The sequence below is a fragment of the Winogradskyella sp. 266wxhm genome (genome assembly GCF_058964685.1).
In genome coordinates this window covers 3576504-3594000 of sequence record NZ_CM179559.1, presented here as the reverse complement: position 1 = coordinate 3594000, position 17497 = coordinate 3576504, and the positions used below count along the sequence as shown (strand labels likewise).

Genomic DNA, 17497 nt, shown 5'->3' with positions numbered 1-17497 from the left:
AATAATTTTGATTAAGCCGTTACGCCATACATTTTATCACGCTGTTCCTTAATCTTTTTATCGCTCATGTATTCATCAAAGCTCATGTAGCGATCGATAACTCCATTTGGTGTTAATTCTATTATTCTATTACCCACTGTTTGTGCAAACTCATGATCGTGAGTAGTTAACATCACTGTGCCCTTAAAGTTTTTAAGTGAATTATTAAAGGCAGTAATACTTTCTAAATCTAAGTGGTTTGTTGGTTCATCTAGTATTAATACGTTAGCTCTTATCATCATCATGCGGCTAAGCATACAACGTACTTTTTCACCTCCTGATAATACATCTGACTTCTTTAAAGCTTCTTCACCACTAAAAATCATCTTACCAAGGAATCCACGAATGTAAACTTCTTCACGCTCTTCTTCTGTAGTAGCCCACTGACGTAACCAATCTACTAATGAAAGCTTGTTATTAAAATATTCTGAGTTATCTAAAGGTAAATACGATTGCGTGGTTGTAACTCCCCAAGCATATTTGCCAGAATCTGCCTCTTCTTTTCCGTTTATGATTTGATAAAAAGCTGTTGTAGCTCTAGAATCTCTAGAAAACACAACAACTTTATCTCCTTTTGCCAAGTTGATATCAATATCTTTAAACAAAATATCTCCATCTAAACTTGCTGATAAACCTTCTATATTTAATATCTGGTCTCCTGCTTCACGTTCGCGTTCAAAAATAATTGCAGGATAACGACGGCTAGATGGTTTTATATCTGAGATATTAAGCTTATCAATCATCTTCTTTCTACTTGTTGCTTGTTTAGATTTTGCTACGTTAGCAGAGAAACGACGGATAAATTCTTCTAATTCTTTCTTTTTCTCTTCAGCTTTTTTGTTCTGCTGTGCACGTTGTTTTGCTGCTAACTGAGAAGATTCGTACCAGAATGTATAGTTACCTGAGTAATGATTGATTTTACCAAAATCTATATCAGAAATGTGCGTACATACCGCATCTAAAAAGTGACGGTCGTGAGATACTACAATAACACAGTTGTCATAGTTAGCTAAGAAGTTTTCAAGCCATGAGATGGTTTCATAATCCAAATCGTTGGTAGGCTCATCCATAATTAACACATCCGGATTTCCAAATAAAGCCTGTGCTAATAACACACGTACTTTTTGCTTACCATCCAAATCTCCCATTAATGAATAATGTAAATCTTCCTTAATACCTAAGTTAGATAACATTGCTGCAGCATCACTATCGGCATTCCAACCGTTCATTTCTTCGAACTGAACTTGTAATTCTCCTATTTTTTCAGCATTCTCATCTGTATAGTCTGCGTAAAGAGCGTCTATTTGGTTTTTAAGATTATATAAAGGCTTATTCCCTTTTAGTACAGTTTCTAAAACCGTATCTTCATCATGCTTGTTGTGGTTTTGTTCTAAAACCGACATACGTTTTCCTGGCTCTAAATGCACACTTCCTGAAGTTGGGTCCATTTTTCCTGCCAAAATCTTTAAAAAAGTAGATTTTCCTGCACCATTGGCACCAATAATTCCATAGCAATTTCCATTATTGAACGTTGTGTTTACTTCATCGAAAAGTATACGTTTTCCAAATTGCACTGAAAGATTTGAAACTGATAACATACTTAATTTTTAATGGATTAGACCTTTCATAAAGAAAGGCGATTTTTTGAGAGTGCAAAATTAGAAAATAAAAGCCATTAGACGAAATAAATATACACTATAACAAGATTTAACGAGGTATTAACAAGAACTAAATACTCCAAAGTATATTTTTGTGAGGTTGACGATAATGAAAGACTTTTTGATTTATAAATATTTACTCTGTAGTTTTTTTCTAGCCTCATTTACCATTGGATGCAATTCTAAAGGTAATAATTCTGATATTGCTTATATAGGAGGTGAGATTATTAATCCTAAGAATAAGAAAATTACACTTTACAATACCAAAGGAAAAGTTGCCGATACATTTACGTTAGATACTAACAATAGATTTCTTCACAAAATAGAAAATCTTCAACCTGGACTCTATTCTATAAGACATGGTGGTGAATATCAAATGGTACTTTTAGAGCCTAATGATAGTATTATGTTTAGGCTTAATACCTACGATTTTGATGGCTCTTTAGTTTTTACAGGAAAAGGTGCTAAGAAGAACAACTACCTTATAAAAACATATTTAACAAACGAAAAAGAGGCTAAAAAACTAAACACATACGCACAACGAGAGCCTGAAGACTTTGATAATTTTATAGAAAAAAGAAGATTAAGTCGTTTAAATGAATTTGAAACTTTTTTAGAGAATAACGATGAAACACCATTCTTTCAATCAATAATTGAAGCCAATATCAATTATAATGCTTATGCTGATAAAGAGATTTATCCTTTCGCATATTTTGGAAATAACAAATTGGTTCATATCAAGGATTTACCTGAAAACTTTTATAATTACAGAACTACGGTTGATTATAACGCTAATCACCTAAGTAATTTTTTCTCTTATAATAGATTCTTGTTTTTTCACATTGATAATTTAGCGCTAAAGGCGTTTTATGATAAGAATCCTTTTCATAGTAAATTCGATAGACATTCCGCTGAATACAACAAAGCAAAACTAGATATTATTGATAGTTTAGTTGAAGACGAAACTATTAAAAACAATCTACTAAAATATAAGGCAAGAGATTATATTAGCTACAATCATAGCGAAGTTGAAGCTCAGGAAATGTTAGATTACTATCTTGAAAAAAGTACTGATGACGAGCACAAAACATACATGAATGATTTAATGGCTTCCTTAAGATTACTTAGAAAAGGAAACCCACTACCAGATCTTACTGTTGTTAACTATGACGATAAAGAAACTGCATTATCTTCAATCATAACAAAACCAACAATCATTTATTTCTGGACGTCTAACAGAAAATCGCAATACAGAAATAGTCATTATAAGGTTAAGGAACTGAAATTAAAGTTCGATAATATGGACTTTATCTCCGTAAACATTAATGACAATGATGATGAATTCTGGAAAAACATCATTAAACAATATGATTTTCCTACAACTTGCGAATACAAATTTAAAAATTCTAAAAAAGCTCAGCAGACTTTAGCTTTAAACTACTTGAACAAAGCTATTATTGTTGATGAAACAGGGCATATCCTTCATCCTAATGCTAATATTTATAATTCTGAATTTAATATTTTACTTTCAGAATTATTAGAGGAACAAAAAAAGCACTCTATTAAATAGAGCGCTTTTCTTAATATAAAATCGATTATTTTTTAGTTTCCTTTCTTGTAATCTGCTAAGAATTTTTCTAATCCCATATCAGTTAAAGGGTGGTTTAACAATCCAGTAATTGAACTTAGAGGACCTGTCATTACATCTGCACCTAATTTAGCACAATCAATAACATGCATTGTATGACGAACAGAAGCCGCTAAAATTTCTGTTTCAAAAGCATAGTTATCAAAGATGTGACGGATTTCTGCAATAAGGTTTAATCCATCTGTAGAAATATCATCTAAACGTCCGATAAAAGGAGACACATACGTTGCTCCTGCTTTTGCAGCTAATAAAGCTTGACCTGGTGAAAACACCAACGTTACATTGGTTTTAATGCCTCTATCTGAGAAATATTTACATGCTTTTACACCATCCTTTATCATCGGTAATTTTACCACAATCTGATCATGTAATTCAGCTAAAGCCTCACCTTCTCTAACCATACCATCAAAATCGGTTGCAATAACTTCTGCTGAAACATCACCATCTACAATATTGCAGATATCTACATAATGCTTCATAATATTATCATGACCTGTGATGCCTTCTTTAGCCATTAAAGATGGGTTTGTTGTTACACCATCTAGAATTCCCATGTCTTGAGCCTCTTTTATCTGCTCTAAATTCGCTGTGTCAATAAAAAATTTCATAAGAAAATTGTTGTGTTATAATTGTTGCGAATTTACATTAATCAGCTGGTATAACACAACATATTAATTAAATCTTTAATAAGAGCCTATTCAATAATTAAAATATAGGTTTTTGAGGTGCTGTAATTACAAAGATCTGAATCATCATCAAAATCTCTAAATGGTCCATCAACATCAAGGTAGATAGTGATGTCGAATGTTCCTGATTCTATTGGAGTTCCTTCTAAACTTATGGTTCTGTAATTCACGTAATAGTTCACTCCTTCAGGTAAACCAACCACATCAAAATAATAATCGTAATCATCATCTCGAGGCTCATTATTGATTTCCGCCGTGATATCAACATAATAATAACTCTCAGTAGAGCCTATAGGAAATTCTCTATTGGCCAACTCTGGCTCCCTAGGAAATATACATAAAGGTTCTCTGCAACTAAAAAATAAAATGGATAGTAAAAAAGAAAGGAGTAACGTTTTTTTCATGATAGCTGATTTGAAAATAACTTATCAAATAGCGTACCAAAAAAAGCCTATAACTCGTAATGCTTCATTAACATACGCTCATAAACCTTGTCGGGAAGCACACGTTTTAACACAACTGAAAACTTCTGCATAAAAGCCCCTACTTTGTAATGAATTTTCGGTTTATCTGTATTTATGATTTTAAATATAGCTTCAGCCATTTGCGTTGGATCACCTCCTTCATCAACATGTTCATCCATCGTTTTTAATGAATGTCCATACTTTTCCTTGTAAGGCGAATTATCTAAAACAGGTGCATGATAACGACCTGCGGCAATATTAGTGGCAAAATCTCCAGGAGCAACATTGGTCATTTCAATATTAAAGTCTTTCAACTCCATTCTAAAGGCTTCCGTTACAATCTCTAAAGCTCCTTTGCTAGCACTGTAAGCTCCTCTAAATGGTAAACCCATATATCCTGCTATTGAAGTTATATTTATAATCAATCCACTATTTTGCGCTCTCATTGCTGGTAAAACAGCTTTAATAACGTTAATTGGACCAAAGAAATTAGTTTCAAAATTGCGTTTAATTTCGGCATCTGGAATTTCCTCCATTGGCCCGGTAATACCTGCTCCTGCATTATTTACAAGTACATCAATTTGCCCAGCGGTTTTTAAAACTTCTGCTATACAACTTTGAATGGTTTCAATTTTTGTAACGTCTAATGCTACAATAGGAAATTTACTTTCAGGGTATTTTTCAGGATTACGGCTTGTACCAAATACGTTATACCCTTTATCCTTTAAAAATTCACCTATAGATTTTCCAATTCCCGAAGAACCTCCTGTTATTAAAACAACTTTAGACATTTTCTTGATGTAAAATTTGAAGTTAAAAGTACAAAGTTTAAAGAAATTGTTATGTTTTGCACTTACAAAGATTTGAATTTAGGGTACAAAAAAAGGCAAGCTACCTACATCACACCGCTACGACCGCGTACCTTTGCTACGTTCCCGTCCTGGAGGATTGAGCAGGAGCTGGTTGTGTAGGACTTGCCGGCTGCAAAGATACAACCTTTTAATACTTCTGCAATGATTTTTAAACTGAATTTTATTTAATAACTTGCTCAAAAATTAAAGACAGCTTATGCGTTTATCTAATTATATCATTGTCATATGTTTAAGCCTTACAATAATCAATTGTGGCGAGAATAATTCTTCTAAAGACACAGGATTATCCATCAAAACAAACCGAGAATTTGCAATGTTTGGTGATACTTTAAAATTATCGATTGATAATCCTAAAAAGCTAAATATTACAGGTGTAACCTTTAAATTAGATAACAAAACCATTTCAGATAATAAAATTCTGAATGATGTAACTCTTGGTGAAAAAACCATTTCAGCTGTTGTAAAATATGATGACAATACACAAACGCTAACACAATCGTTTAAAATCTATAACAACATTATTCCTAATTATTACAGTTATGAAATTGTAAACACCTACCCTCACGATATTACATCGTACACTCAAGGTTTGGAATTTCATAATGGTGAATTATACGAAAGTACTGGTCAATATAAAGAATCCAAACTTAGAAAAGTAAATTTTGAAACAGGTGAAGTTCTCAAAAACATCAATTTAGATGATGAATATTTTGCCGAAGGCCTTACCGTTTTAGATGATAAAATCTATCAACTCACATGGCGCGAAAAACGAGGCTTTGTCTATGATGTTAACTCATTTGAAAAGCTAAGTACTTTCAACTATGGTAAAAGTGAAGAAGGCTGGGGAATCTGTAATGATGGTTCTCAACTTTTTAAATCTGATGGCACCGAAAAAATATGGATTATAAACCCTGAAAACCTGACGGAGCAAAGCCATATCGAAGTTTATACTGAAAAGGGTAAAATCCCTGCTTTAAACGAATTAGAATGGATTGACGGGAAAATCTTTGCCAACATCTATCAACGTAACGGTGTGGTTATCATTAACCCTAAAACTGGTGGTGTTGAAGGCGTAATTGATTTTAAGCCTTTAAGAAAATTAGTAACTCAGCATCCTGAATTGGATGTTCTTAATGGAATTGCTTACCATCCTGAACGTAAAACTATTTTTGTCACCGGAAAAAATTGGGATAAACTATTCGAAGTTACCATTAAGAAAAAGTAAAAGTCTTAATGAAAGTTTTTGAAAAAATCATAAAAGTTACCAAAGACGATTTAGATCAACTCAACCATGTCAACAACGTATGTTATGTGCAGTGGGTTCAAGATATTGCAGAACTTCATTGGCTTAACAATGCACCAAAAGATATTACAGATAATTATTTTTGGGTAATGATGAGCCATCATATTGACTATAAAAGTCAGGCTGTTTTAGGAGATGACATCAACTTAAAGACGTTCGTTATTAAGTCTGAAGGTTTAATTTCTATTAGAAAAGTAGAAATTTTTAATCTTTCAACAAATAAATTAGCCGCAGCTTCAGAAACTAAATGGTGCTTTATGAACGCTAACACAAAACGACCTGCAAGAATTCCAGAAGAAGTTATCTCACTATTCTAATTAACAAATATTTAGGTTAAAGTTTAATTAATCCGTGAATTAGTTACACTTTAAAGTAGTTTCTTTAGCGTATCAATCAACCATCACAAATGCGCTTAACTCTATTTTTCTGCTTTACAATTCTATCATTTTCACTTTATGGACAAATATTAAGAGGAAAAGTTTATGACTCTGTTTCTACGGTAAAAAACATCAAAGTCCATAATCTCTCTCAGAAAAGTGTTACGCTTACTGATGATGATGGAGACTTTACCATCATTGCCAAAGAAAATGATACTATTAGATTTCAATCCTTGTTTTATCACCCAAAAATCGTTGTGCTTCAATCAATACATTTTGAAGGTGTAGCCGTTTTTGAATTAAAAAAAATTGTGAGTGAATTAGATGAAGTTGAAATTAAAGCCGAACCTGAGCAACCCATTTTTGAAGAGGAAACTTATAATATAGAGCTCAAAAACCTAATTGCTGAAGATATAAAGAATCATCCTGAAAAATATCAACCTGCTGGTGCTAGTTATGGTGTAGATTTTATTTACCTAATTGGCCAAGTAGCTAAACTATTCAAAGGAAAAAAGTCTAAAATGCCCGAATATCAGCCCATTTCTTATGAGCAAATGGATTCCTTATTCACTAAAAGTTCGTTTTTTAATGAACGTTTACTAACAGAAAATCTTCAAATCCCAAAAAACCAAACAAAATTGTTTCTCGACTTTTGTGCTGCAAAACAAATAAGTACAGAGTTACTTGCCGAAAACAAAAAAATGCAACTTCTAGATCAGTTGGTGCTCAATAGTCAATTGTTTTTAATTCTTCTTGATCAATACGGAGAAGAAAATGTTATTAAAGACTAAATAGCCAAAAACAATTAATCGATCTTCATAATAAATCATAACTTCAAAAGTTATATTTTTAAGCCTTAATTATAGTTTTACTTTATGAAGCGACTGCTTACCTTTCTTATCTGCTTTTCAGTTTTAATATTCTGGAGCTCATGTAGAAATGATTTCGAATTTTCACCAAGCACAGGAAACCTAGAATTTGCTAGAGATACGGTATATCTCGATACGGTTTTTACCAATATTGGTTCTAGCACATACAACCTAAAAGTATACAACCGTAGCGATGAAGATATTGTAATTCCGACCATTCAATTAGAAAATGGAGTTAGCTCTTATTATCGAATGAATATTGATGGTACAACAGGTTTAGCTGATGATCAAGAAGGTAAGTTTTTTGAAGATGTAGAACTTTTGGCCAATGACAGTCTTTATATTTTTATAGAAACTACAATAGATATTGAGGCTTTATCCAATTCGGATATTCAGTTTTTATATACAGATAGAATTTTATTCGACTCTGGAAATAACCAACAAGATGTAGATTTGGTGACTTTGGTAAAAGATGCGGTTTTTATTTATCCTAACAAAGATGAGGAAACAAACATTATTGAGACCTTAACTTTTGATGTAGACGGAGATGGAAATCCTGATGAAACCACTTTGCAAGGACGTTTTCTCGAGGATGAAGAACTCACCTTTACCAATGAAAAGCCTTATGTTATTTATGGTTATGCAGGTGTTGGCAATGGACAAACATTAACGATGGAATCTGGTGCACGTGTACATTTTCATGCGGAATCTGGTATTATTGTGACGCAAGGTGGAACTTTAAACATCAATGGTGATTTAAGCACAGATCAAGACCTTCTTGAAAATGAAGTGATTTTAGAAGGTGATCGTTTAGAGCCACTTTATGAAGATATTCCAGGACAATGGGGAACGATATGGCTTTTTGATGGTAGCATTAACAATACCATAAATCATGCGACCATTAAAAATGCGACTATAGGTGTGCTTTCTGAATTTGGACAAAATGATCCTAATGCTAAACTCACCATTACTAATTCTCAAGTTTATAATACAAGTAGCTTTGGTATTCTTGGTAATGCGACTTCTATTACAGCAGAAAATGTAGTGATTAATAACAGTGGACAATCCTCTTTTGCTGGCACTTTTGGTGGAGTATATAACTTAACGCATTGCACCATAGCGAACTATTGGAATAACAGTTTTAGACAATACCCAGCACTATTGATTAATGATTTCACAGTAGATGAAAACAATACCATTTACACCAATACAACTGTAGCAAACATCAATAATTGTATTGTGTATGGCAATGACAATCCTGAATTTTTATTAGAAAATGAAGGTGCTGAGTTTACCTTCAAGTTTAATAATTGCTTACTTAGCTTTAATAATAGTAATCTTGATGGTTCAGGCAATTATGACTTTGATGATATAACTAATTACGAAGGAAACTGGTTTAATCTAGATCCAGATTTTGAAGATCCTTTTGAAAATTTAATGCGCATTGGAGCTGATTCTGATGCTAATGGTATTGGTAGTCCTGCTTTTTTAATTACAGAAGATATTTTAGGAGAAACAAGAGTTTCACCTCCTGATGCTGGAGCCTACAAAAGCGTAAATTTTGAAGAATAGAATTAAAAATAATCAATTATCTATAAATGAAAAAAACTTTACTTCTTCTAATTATCCTATCCTCTTCCCTATTATGTAATGCTCAATTCGTTAAAAAGAGAGCTATAAACGCTCAAATTGGTTATGGCTTGAGTATTCCTTATGAAAGTGTTGATGATACCGCAGACTCTGGTTTTTTTCTACAAGGAGAGTATGTACTTACTATAAAATCATGGTTTGAATTAAAGCCTTATGTAGGCCTCATTCTAACAAACCCTAAGGGAGAAGACTTAAATGGCAATCCAACTGATGAGTTTGCTATAACAAAGGCAGGGCTTCTAGGTGGTAAATTCAGACTAAGAGCACCAATACCCTGGGTGGCACCTTATATTGAGACAGGTTTTGGTTTATCTATTGGTAAATTCGAAACACAAACGGCATTTATATCCAAAAACAAAAGTGGCTTACAATATCATATACCTGTAGCTTTTGGATTAGAATTAGGAAAAGAAACAAATGTAGATATTGGTTTTACTTATTATATTCAACCACAAGTTGAACAAGTAGTTGGTGCCTTTGCTCTTGGTATTACCATTCCATTAAAAGATAAATAGTAAAAAGCCTTTCAATAATTTTGAAAGGCTTTTTTTTATCCTATTTGTCATGCTGAACCCGTTTCAGCATCTCATTACATTATTAGATTCTGAATCAAGTTCAGAATGATAGTAAACTATTACGCATTAAACAATGGCTTTCCTCCCATTAATTCATTCACCTTTTCAGCTACACCTTCTAATATAGTCTCGTTTTCGTAGTTTTTAATAACTTCATCAATTAAATCTACAACATAAGCCATATCATCTTCTTTCAATCCACGAGTGGTAATTGCTGGTGTACCAACTCTAATTCCTGACGTTACAAAAGGAGATTCCGTATCAAACGGCACCATATTCTTATTAACCGTAATATCTGCTTTTACTAGAGCTTGTTCAGCATCTTTACCTGTAATATTTTTATTTCTAAGATCTATAAGCATCATGTGGTTATCCGTGCCTCCTGAAATAAGGTTGTAATCTTTTGCCACAAACGCCTTTGCCATAGCATCAGCATTTTTCTTCACTTGTAGCATATAATGCAAAAACTCATCAGACAATGCCTCACCAAATGCTATAGCTTTAGCTGCAATGATATGCTCTAATGGACCACCCTGATTTCCTGGAAACACACCAGAATCTAAAAGACCTGACATTTTACGAAGGTTACCATTCTTTAATTTTATTCCGAATGGATTATCAATATTTTCACCCATCATAATCATTCCACCTCTTGGTCCACGTAACGTTTTATGTGTAGTTGTAGTTACGACGTGGCAATGTGGCATCGGGTCGTTTAAAATACCCTTAGCAATTAAACCTGCTGGATGCGAAATATCTGCTAAAAGTACAGCTCCTACACTATCGGCTACTTCTCTAAATTTAGCAAAATCAATATCTCTAGAATATGCCGAAGCTCCAGCGATTATTAATTTTGGTTTTTCTTTTTGTGCTTGGTCAGCCAACATATCATAATCAATATAACCTGTGTCTTTTTTTACACCATAAAATGTAGGACGGTATAATTTACCTGAAAAATTCACAGGAGAACCATGTGTAAGGTGACCACCATGAGATAAATCGAAACCTAAAATGGTATCGCCTGGTGTTAAACAAGCATGAAAAACAGCTGTGTTAGCTTGACTCCCAGAATGTGGTTGTACGTTGGCATAAGCGGCACCAAAAAGCGTCTTAGCTCTGTCTATTGCGATTTGCTCAACCTCATCTACTACTTCACAACCTCCATAATAACGTTTACCAGGATAACCCTCAGCATATTTGTTGGTTAGTACAGAACCTGCAGCTTCCATTACTTGGTTACTGACAAAATTCTCTGAAGCTATAAGTTCTATGCCATCAGTTTGGCGTTCTTTCTCTGCTTGTATAAGTTCAAAAATTTGTTCGTCGCGTTGCATAAATAAGGTCTTTGTTAAATCGATACAAAAATAATGAATACATTAGTTTAAATATCAAAATTTATGTAGGTTTGAATATAAATTAATGAACATTTAATCAACAATACTATATGCCATTATCAGCCAATAATCCAGATAGAACCTCTTGGTTACACGTCGGTAAAAACTCAGATTTCCCTATACAGAACATACCTTTCGGTGTTTTTTTAACGAGAGATGACATCATTACCATCGGAACCCGAATTGGCGATACTGCTATAGACCTTGGTGCTTTACATCAGCTTGGATATTTTGAAGGTATTCCGCTTACTGATGATATTTTCTTACAAGACACTTTGAATGATTTTATTGCTGATGGTAGAAAAACTTGGAGATTGGTTCGAAATAGAATCGCTCAGATTTTTGATGAAACCAACGAAACCTTAAAAAATAACATTCCTCACAAAGAACGTATTCTATTCCGTTTAGATGAAATTGAAATGCAATTACCTATACAAGTTGGTGATTACACGGATTTTTACGCCAGTAAAGAACACGCTACAAATGTAGGTACAATGTTCAGAGGTGCTGACAATGCATTAATGCCAAATTGGTTGCATTTACCTGTAGGCTATCATGGAAGAAGTTCTTCTATCATTCCTTCTGGAATACCTGTACATCGTCCTCAAGGACAAACTATGCCTGAAGGTGCTGAAACTCCTGTGTTCGGTCCATCAAAATTGGTAGATTTTGAATTGGAAATGGCTTTTATTACTACTGATGCTAATGATTTAGGGGAACCAATTCCTGTTGAAGAAGCTGAAGAATACATCTTTGGACTTGTTTTATTTAATGATTGGTCGGCTAGAGATATTCAAAAGTGGGAATATGTGCCACTTGGGCCTTTCCTTGGGAAAAACTTTGCGTCTTCTATGTCACCATGGATTGTAACTTTAGATGCTTTAGAACCGTTTAGAACTGAAAGTCCTAAGCAAGATCCAAAACCGTTACCTTACTTACAATCTAAAGGAAAAAAGAGTTTTGATATTAACCTAGAAGTTGGTATTCAACCAAAAGGTTCTAAAGAAACCACAGTTTGTAAGTCTAATTTCAAATATATGTATTGGAATATGGCACAACAATTAGCGCATCATACAGTCAATGGTTGTCCTGTAAACTCTGGTGATATGATGGGTAGCGGAACTATTTCTGGACCAACGGAAGATTCTTATGGTTCTATGTTAGAACTGTCTTGGAGAGGTGCTAAACCTTTAAAAATGAAAGATGGCTCAGAACGTAAGTTCATCAATGATTACGATACGGTAATCATGAGAGGTCATTGTGAAAAAGACGATATTAGAATTGGTTTTGGTTCTGTAAAAACGCAATTACTACCTGTTTTTAACCCGAAGAAAAAGAAGTAAACCTAATCACTTTCTTTTACATTTTGTCAAGCTGAATTTTTTAGATTCTGATTAATCTATAGCTATAAGTATGTTAGATTCTGAAATAAATTCAGAATGACATATCTGTTATATTTATTTAACTAAAAAGGCGCCTTACACGTAAAGCTTACCCATTCTTTTTTAATGGGATGTTCAAAGCTTAACATTTCGGCATGTAAATGAAGTCTGTCGGCAGATTGTCCATAAAGATCATCTCCCACAATAGATAGATTTAACCCTTTATGATGTGCGGCATGAACTCTCAATTGATGTGTTCTTCCGGTAATAGGATAAAAATGGATTCTAGTTTTACCGTCTTTTACGTCTAAAACTTCATAGCTGGTTTTAGCTGGTTTGCCATACTCATAACACACTAACTGTCTTGGTCTATTATCCAGATCTACACGAAGTGGTAAATCTATAGTTCCGGTTAATGTATTTAGTTCGCCATCAAGGAGCGCCACATATCGCTTTTTAATGGTACGGTTAATGAACTGTCTTTGAAGTTTTTTATACGTCTTTTCATTCTTAGCTACTAATAGCAATCCTGACGTTGACATGTCTAAACGATGCACCAACAAAGCTCCTGAAGCATTTGGTAAATAGTCTTGCATTCTTGTAAGCACAGAATCTTTAATTGTTTTTCCTGGTACAGATAAAAATTCATGTGGCTTATTTACCAATAGTAAATACGCATCTTCATAAACAATATCCATTTCTCCTTCAAAAGTGTGCGCTTGTTCTATTGGATTTGCTTCCACATCTAAGCCTTGCATCATATGACCCAAAATGGGTTCACATTTCCCACGACAAGACGGATAAAACTGTCCATGCTTTCTAACTTCTGATTTTGGCGAACTTCCCCACCAAAACTCAGCCATTGCAATTGGTGTTAAGCTATTTTCAAAAGCAAACTGAAATAACTTTGGTGCAGCACACTCACCTGCCGCAGCTGGCGGATGTCCTAAATCGGTAGTTTTAAAAATATCTATTAAATCCTTTGTTTCACCCAAAGCATTTAAAAAGCGATACTCTTCATGTATTTGTCGCTGTAGCTTTGCTGAAAGTGTTTTGCGTTCTTTTTTTAGAGCTTCAATAGGTTCTTGAAGTTTTGATAGCGTATTTTCTGCATCTGCAATAGCTAATTGTATATCACGCTTTAAATACTTCAACTTTAAATTACTTTGAATACTTTCTTCTTTAAGCGTTTCTAGCAATTCTGATTGTTCTACTTTTGATAAGTTAGCCTCTGCCTCTACACGTTTTTGCTTTCGTAATTGCTTTTCTTTTTTGGCTTTTTGTTTAAAATCCTCTAAGGTCTTTTCAGAATGTAGTTTAAGCTCTTCTAATCTCAATTTTGCTTTTATAAAAGCTTCACTCTGCTCTAGTGCTTCAATTTTAGCGTTGAGTTCATTTAAATAGGCTTCCCCTTTTTTATAAAACCCATCTGCTTTAAGGGTATCATAAATTGGTGGCACAAAACCATCTAAATAATTGCTTTCCGCCAATTTTCCGGAAAAAGCAACGATGTAACCTAGTTCTTCTTTTTCATTTTTTACAATCATTACACCAAACATCTTCCCAATTTTCAGTCCTGTTTTAGATGTATCCAAGCCAAAATTGTGTTCAAAATCTGTTTGAGAATTCAAATAAGACTTAACCTCTTCAGCAGCTTTTACCGAAAGTTCATGTGGTTCGTAATAAAACGGAAAGGTAAATTGCTTTGGCAGCTCTACCGAAGTTTCTACTTGTAAGGGATGAAAAAGAGACGCTTTCTTAAACATTGTAATTTTTGGGTTTACAAAGAAACAAAATCTTCAAACATATGTATCTAATTTCAACCCTTTTCAATTAATACATATTAAAATACTGAATATCAAATAGTTTTATTTTTTGGCATTATAGTTGGTTATACTATTTCATAGTAACCCTCTAAACTTAAGAATCATGAAAAAACTATTACTATTTACAGTCCTGTTTTCGGTACTTGTATCGTGTAGTGCAAAAAAACAAATTGAAGAAGCCATAAGTCATGGTAACTATGATGAGGCAATTTCTGAAGCTTTAAGAAAACTTGAAAACAACAAGGATAAAAAGCGTAAGCAAGATTATGTTGTAATGCTTCAAGATGCTTACTACAAAGTTTTAGAGGAAGATTTGCAAGATATTACGCATCTAGAAAAAGATGGTAACCCTGAGCAATATAAAACAATCTATAATCTTTATTTGGATTTAGAAGCTAGACAAAATGCTATAAAACGTGTATTGCCTTTACAAATCAACGGTAAAAATCTGGAGTTTCAGTTTAACGATTATAGTTCTCAAATTGTTGATTACAGATATAAAACATCTGATTATTTAATCGGACAAGGCATTACACTATTAGATTCTGATGACAAATACAATGCTAGAAAAGCTTATGACATTTTCAATTACATAGAAAGCATTAATCCTAATTTTGAGGAAACGAGAAGCTTACTTGAAGAAGCGCATCAAAAAGGTACCGATTACGTTAGCGTTGCTATTGTAAATCACACTAATCAGTTGTTAACACAACAATTAGAAGCTGAATTGATAGATTTTAACACCTATGGTTTAAACCAATTCTGGACAGAATACCACGCAAATATAGAGCCTTCTATGGTTTACGATTTCGCCATGGAATTACAACTCAAACAAATTAATGTGTCGCCTGAGCGTATAAATGAAAGACAGCAACTTAGAGAAAGAGATATTGTTGATGGCTGGGAATATGTTACTGACAGAAGAGGTAACGTTATGAAAGATAGCCTTGGTAATGACATTAAAGTGGATAAGATTGTGAATGTAAAAGCACGTTTCTTTGAAGTAATACAAACCAAGTCTGCACAAGTAGTTGCTGATGTGGTTTATACCGATCTTAAATACAACCAAATCGTAGATACCTTTACATTAGATAGTGGTTTCACTTTCGAAAATATCTTTGGACGCTACAGAGGAGATGCAAGAGCGTTGACCAATAATGATAAGCGCCTTTTAAGACAGCAACAATTAAGATTCCCTACCGATGAACAAATGGTTTACGATTCTGGTGAAGATTTAAAGTTGCAGTTAAAAAACATTTTAAAATCTTATAGATTGAATGGTTAGTTAGTTAGTTAGTTAGTTAGTTAGTTAGTTAGTGTTAAAAACCTCTTTACACGTTCTTAAGTAAAGAGGTTTTTTATTTTAAATTTCCACTTATATTCAACAAATAAGAACAATAAAATCCTAGTACCACTAAATAATAAATGCCTTTCACCGCATTTATTAGCGTTTTATCAGCAAAATATCTACTTTGCATTAAATTTCTAAAAACCACTAAACTAAACCGCTTACCCATGAAGAGACTATTACTTTTTACATTGTCACTTTTATTTGTCCTTTCCTGTAGTACCAGCAAACAAATTGAAAAAGCTGTAAGTGTTGGTAATTATGATAAAGCCATTAACGATGCTGTTAGCAAACTGCGCACCAACAAAAACAAAAAGCGAAAAGCCGAATATATCGTTATGCTTCAAGATGCGTATAAGAAAGCCAACCAACGCGATTTAGAAAACATAAGCTTTCTGCAAAAAGACAACAACCCAGAAAACCATATCAAAATATATGATCTATATGTGGCTTTAGATAACAGACAACAACGTATTAAACCACTATTACCACTTTATGTAGATGACAGAGAAGTTGCCTTTAACTTTAAGGATTATTCTAGTGCTATAATTTCGGCTAAAGACAATGCTTCTGAGCAACTGTACAGCAATGCCGTAGGTTTATTAAACACAAATACCAACAACAAATCTGATTACCGTTTTGCTTACGACCAGTTACAGCAAATTGAAGAAATCAACCCTAATTACAAAGATGTAAGACAACTTATAGATGTTGCACACCAAAAGGGCACTGATTTTGTTTTGGTTGAAATGATAAACGACACCCAAAAAGTTATTCCGCAACGCTTGGAAAACGACTTGCTAAACTTTAGTACATATGGACTCGATAACCTTTGGACGGTATATCACAATAATGCCGACAGAGCTGTAAGGTACGATTACAATATGCGCGTTAACCTAAGAGAAATAAACGTGTCTCCAGAACAGGTTAAAGAGCGTCAAATCATTAAAGAAAAGCAAATTGTAGATGGTAAAAAGAAATTGTTAGACGATCGTGGTAATGTGGTTAAAGACAGCCTTGGTAATGCCATAGAAGTTGATAATCTAAAAACCGTAAGATGCCAATTCTATGAGTTTAGACAATTAAAAACCTCACAAGTAGTTGGTAATGTAGAATACTACAATCTTAACACCAAGCAGTTGGCAGATGCTTTCCCTGTAAGTAGCGAGTTTATTTTTGAGCATATCTATGCCAATGCACAGGGAGACCGTAGAGCTTTAGATAACGATTTACTGCCTTTTCTAAACAACCGTGCGGTACCATTCCCAACGGAAGAACAGATGATTTACGACACAGGTGAAGACCTAAAACTACAGCTCAAAAATATTATGAATTCTTATGTTATAGAATAAATAAAAAACCTCTCAGAATTGAGAGGTTTTTTAATTACGCTTATCGGTCTCGGC

The 17497-nt window shown here is 33.6% G+C and carries 15 protein-coding genes and 1 other RNA gene; 9 read left to right on the top strand and 7 right to left on the bottom strand.

Annotated features, from left to right (window positions below):
* Positions 1-11: 11 nt before the first annotated feature.
* Positions 12-1637 carry an ABC-F family ATP-binding cassette domain-containing protein gene (locus tag AC2H4K_RS16210; RefSeq protein ID WP_493742616.1) on the bottom strand — a complete coding sequence of 542 codons (1626 nt, stop codon included), beginning with the start codon at positions 1635-1637 and terminating at the stop codon, positions 12-14.
* 169 nt (positions 1638-1806) lie between these two features.
* Between AC2H4K_RS16210 and AC2H4K_RS16205 the strand changes: the two genes are divergently transcribed.
* A complete protein-coding gene (locus tag AC2H4K_RS16205; protein ID WP_493742615.1) occupies positions 1807-3267 on the top strand; it encodes a TlpA family protein disulfide reductase in 1461 nt (486 codons plus the stop codon).
* Between the two features lie 32 nt (positions 3268-3299).
* Here the strand turns inward: AC2H4K_RS16205 and fsa are convergent, their stop codons facing one another.
* The 4 genes from fsa to ffs all read right to left on the bottom strand — a co-directional run bounded on the left by fsa (position 3300) and on the right by ffs (position 5475).
* A complete protein-coding gene (fsa, locus tag AC2H4K_RS16200; RefSeq protein ID WP_493742614.1) occupies positions 3300-3953 on the bottom strand; it encodes a fructose-6-phosphate aldolase in 654 nt (217 codons plus the stop codon).
* 86 nt (positions 3954-4039) lie between these two features.
* The gene (locus AC2H4K_RS16195) at positions 4040-4435 is read right to left on the bottom strand and encodes a hypothetical protein (RefSeq protein WP_493742613.1); all 396 of its coding nucleotides are present in this window, start codon (positions 4433-4435) and stop codon (positions 4040-4042) included.
* A gap of 47 nt (positions 4436-4482) precedes the next feature.
* Positions 4483-5286 carry an SDR family oxidoreductase gene (locus AC2H4K_RS16190; protein WP_493742612.1) on the bottom strand — a complete coding sequence of 268 codons (804 nt, stop codon included), beginning with the start codon at positions 5284-5286 and terminating at the stop codon, positions 4483-4485.
* Between the two features lie 90 nt (positions 5287-5376).
* An RNA gene (gene ffs / locus AC2H4K_RS16185) (signal recognition particle sRNA small type) lies at positions 5377-5475 on the bottom strand.
* An 88-nt stretch (positions 5476-5563) separates the two neighbouring features.
* Here ffs and AC2H4K_RS16180 point away from each other — a divergent pair.
* The 5 genes from AC2H4K_RS16180 (at position 5564) to AC2H4K_RS16160 (ending at position 10081) form a co-directional block, all read left to right on the top strand.
* Positions 5564-6592 carry a glutaminyl-peptide cyclotransferase gene (locus AC2H4K_RS16180; RefSeq protein WP_493742611.1) on the top strand — a complete coding sequence of 343 codons (1029 nt, stop codon included), beginning with the start codon at positions 5564-5566 and terminating at the stop codon, positions 6590-6592.
* A gap of 8 nt (positions 6593-6600) precedes the next feature.
* Positions 6601-6987: an acyl-CoA thioesterase gene (locus AC2H4K_RS16175; RefSeq protein ID WP_493742610.1), complete on the top strand. Its 387-nt coding sequence runs from the start codon at positions 6601-6603 to the stop codon at positions 6985-6987.
* A gap of 89 nt (positions 6988-7076) precedes the next feature.
* Positions 7077-7838: a BamP family beta-assembly machinery protein gene (locus AC2H4K_RS16170; protein ID WP_493742609.1), complete on the top strand. Its 762-nt coding sequence runs from the start codon at positions 7077-7079 to the stop codon at positions 7836-7838.
* 84 nt (positions 7839-7922) lie between these two features.
* On the top strand, positions 7923-9488 hold the full coding sequence (locus AC2H4K_RS16165; protein ID WP_281139502.1) for a right-handed parallel beta-helix repeat-containing protein: 1566 nt from the start codon (positions 7923-7925) through the stop codon (positions 9486-9488).
* 26 nt (positions 9489-9514) lie between these two features.
* The gene (locus AC2H4K_RS16160; RefSeq protein WP_281139503.1) at positions 9515-10081 is read left to right on the top strand and encodes a hypothetical protein; all 567 of its coding nucleotides are present in this window, start codon (positions 9515-9517) and stop codon (positions 10079-10081) included.
* Between the two features lie 119 nt (positions 10082-10200).
* Here the strand turns inward: AC2H4K_RS16160 and glyA are convergent, their stop codons facing one another.
* Positions 10201-11475: a serine hydroxymethyltransferase gene (glyA, locus tag AC2H4K_RS16155; protein ID WP_281139504.1), complete on the bottom strand. Its 1275-nt coding sequence runs from the start codon at positions 11473-11475 to the stop codon at positions 10201-10203.
* Positions 11476-11585: 110 nt separating this feature from the next.
* On the opposite strand from glyA, the gene fahA reads away from it, so the two are divergent.
* Positions 11586-12878: a fumarylacetoacetase gene (gene fahA / locus AC2H4K_RS16150; protein ID WP_281139505.1), complete on the top strand. Its 1293-nt coding sequence runs from the start codon at positions 11586-11588 to the stop codon at positions 12876-12878.
* A gap of 122 nt (positions 12879-13000) precedes the next feature.
* On the opposite strand, the gene AC2H4K_RS16145 is transcribed toward fahA, so the two are convergent.
* On the bottom strand, positions 13001-14683 hold the full coding sequence (locus tag AC2H4K_RS16145; protein WP_281139506.1) for a pseudouridine synthase: 1683 nt from the start codon (positions 14681-14683) through the stop codon (positions 13001-13003).
* A gap of 163 nt (positions 14684-14846) precedes the next feature.
* On the opposite strand from AC2H4K_RS16145, the gene AC2H4K_RS16140 reads away from it, so the two are divergent.
* On the top strand, positions 14847-16028 hold the full coding sequence (locus AC2H4K_RS16140) for a hypothetical protein (RefSeq protein ID WP_493742608.1): 1182 nt from the start codon (positions 14847-14849) through the stop codon (positions 16026-16028).
* A gap of 230 nt (positions 16029-16258) precedes the next feature.
* Positions 16259-17443 (top strand): hypothetical protein, encoded by a 1185-nt coding sequence (locus AC2H4K_RS16135; protein WP_281139508.1) that lies wholly within the window; start codon positions 16259-16261, stop codon positions 17441-17443.
* Positions 17444-17497 lie beyond the last annotated feature (54 nt).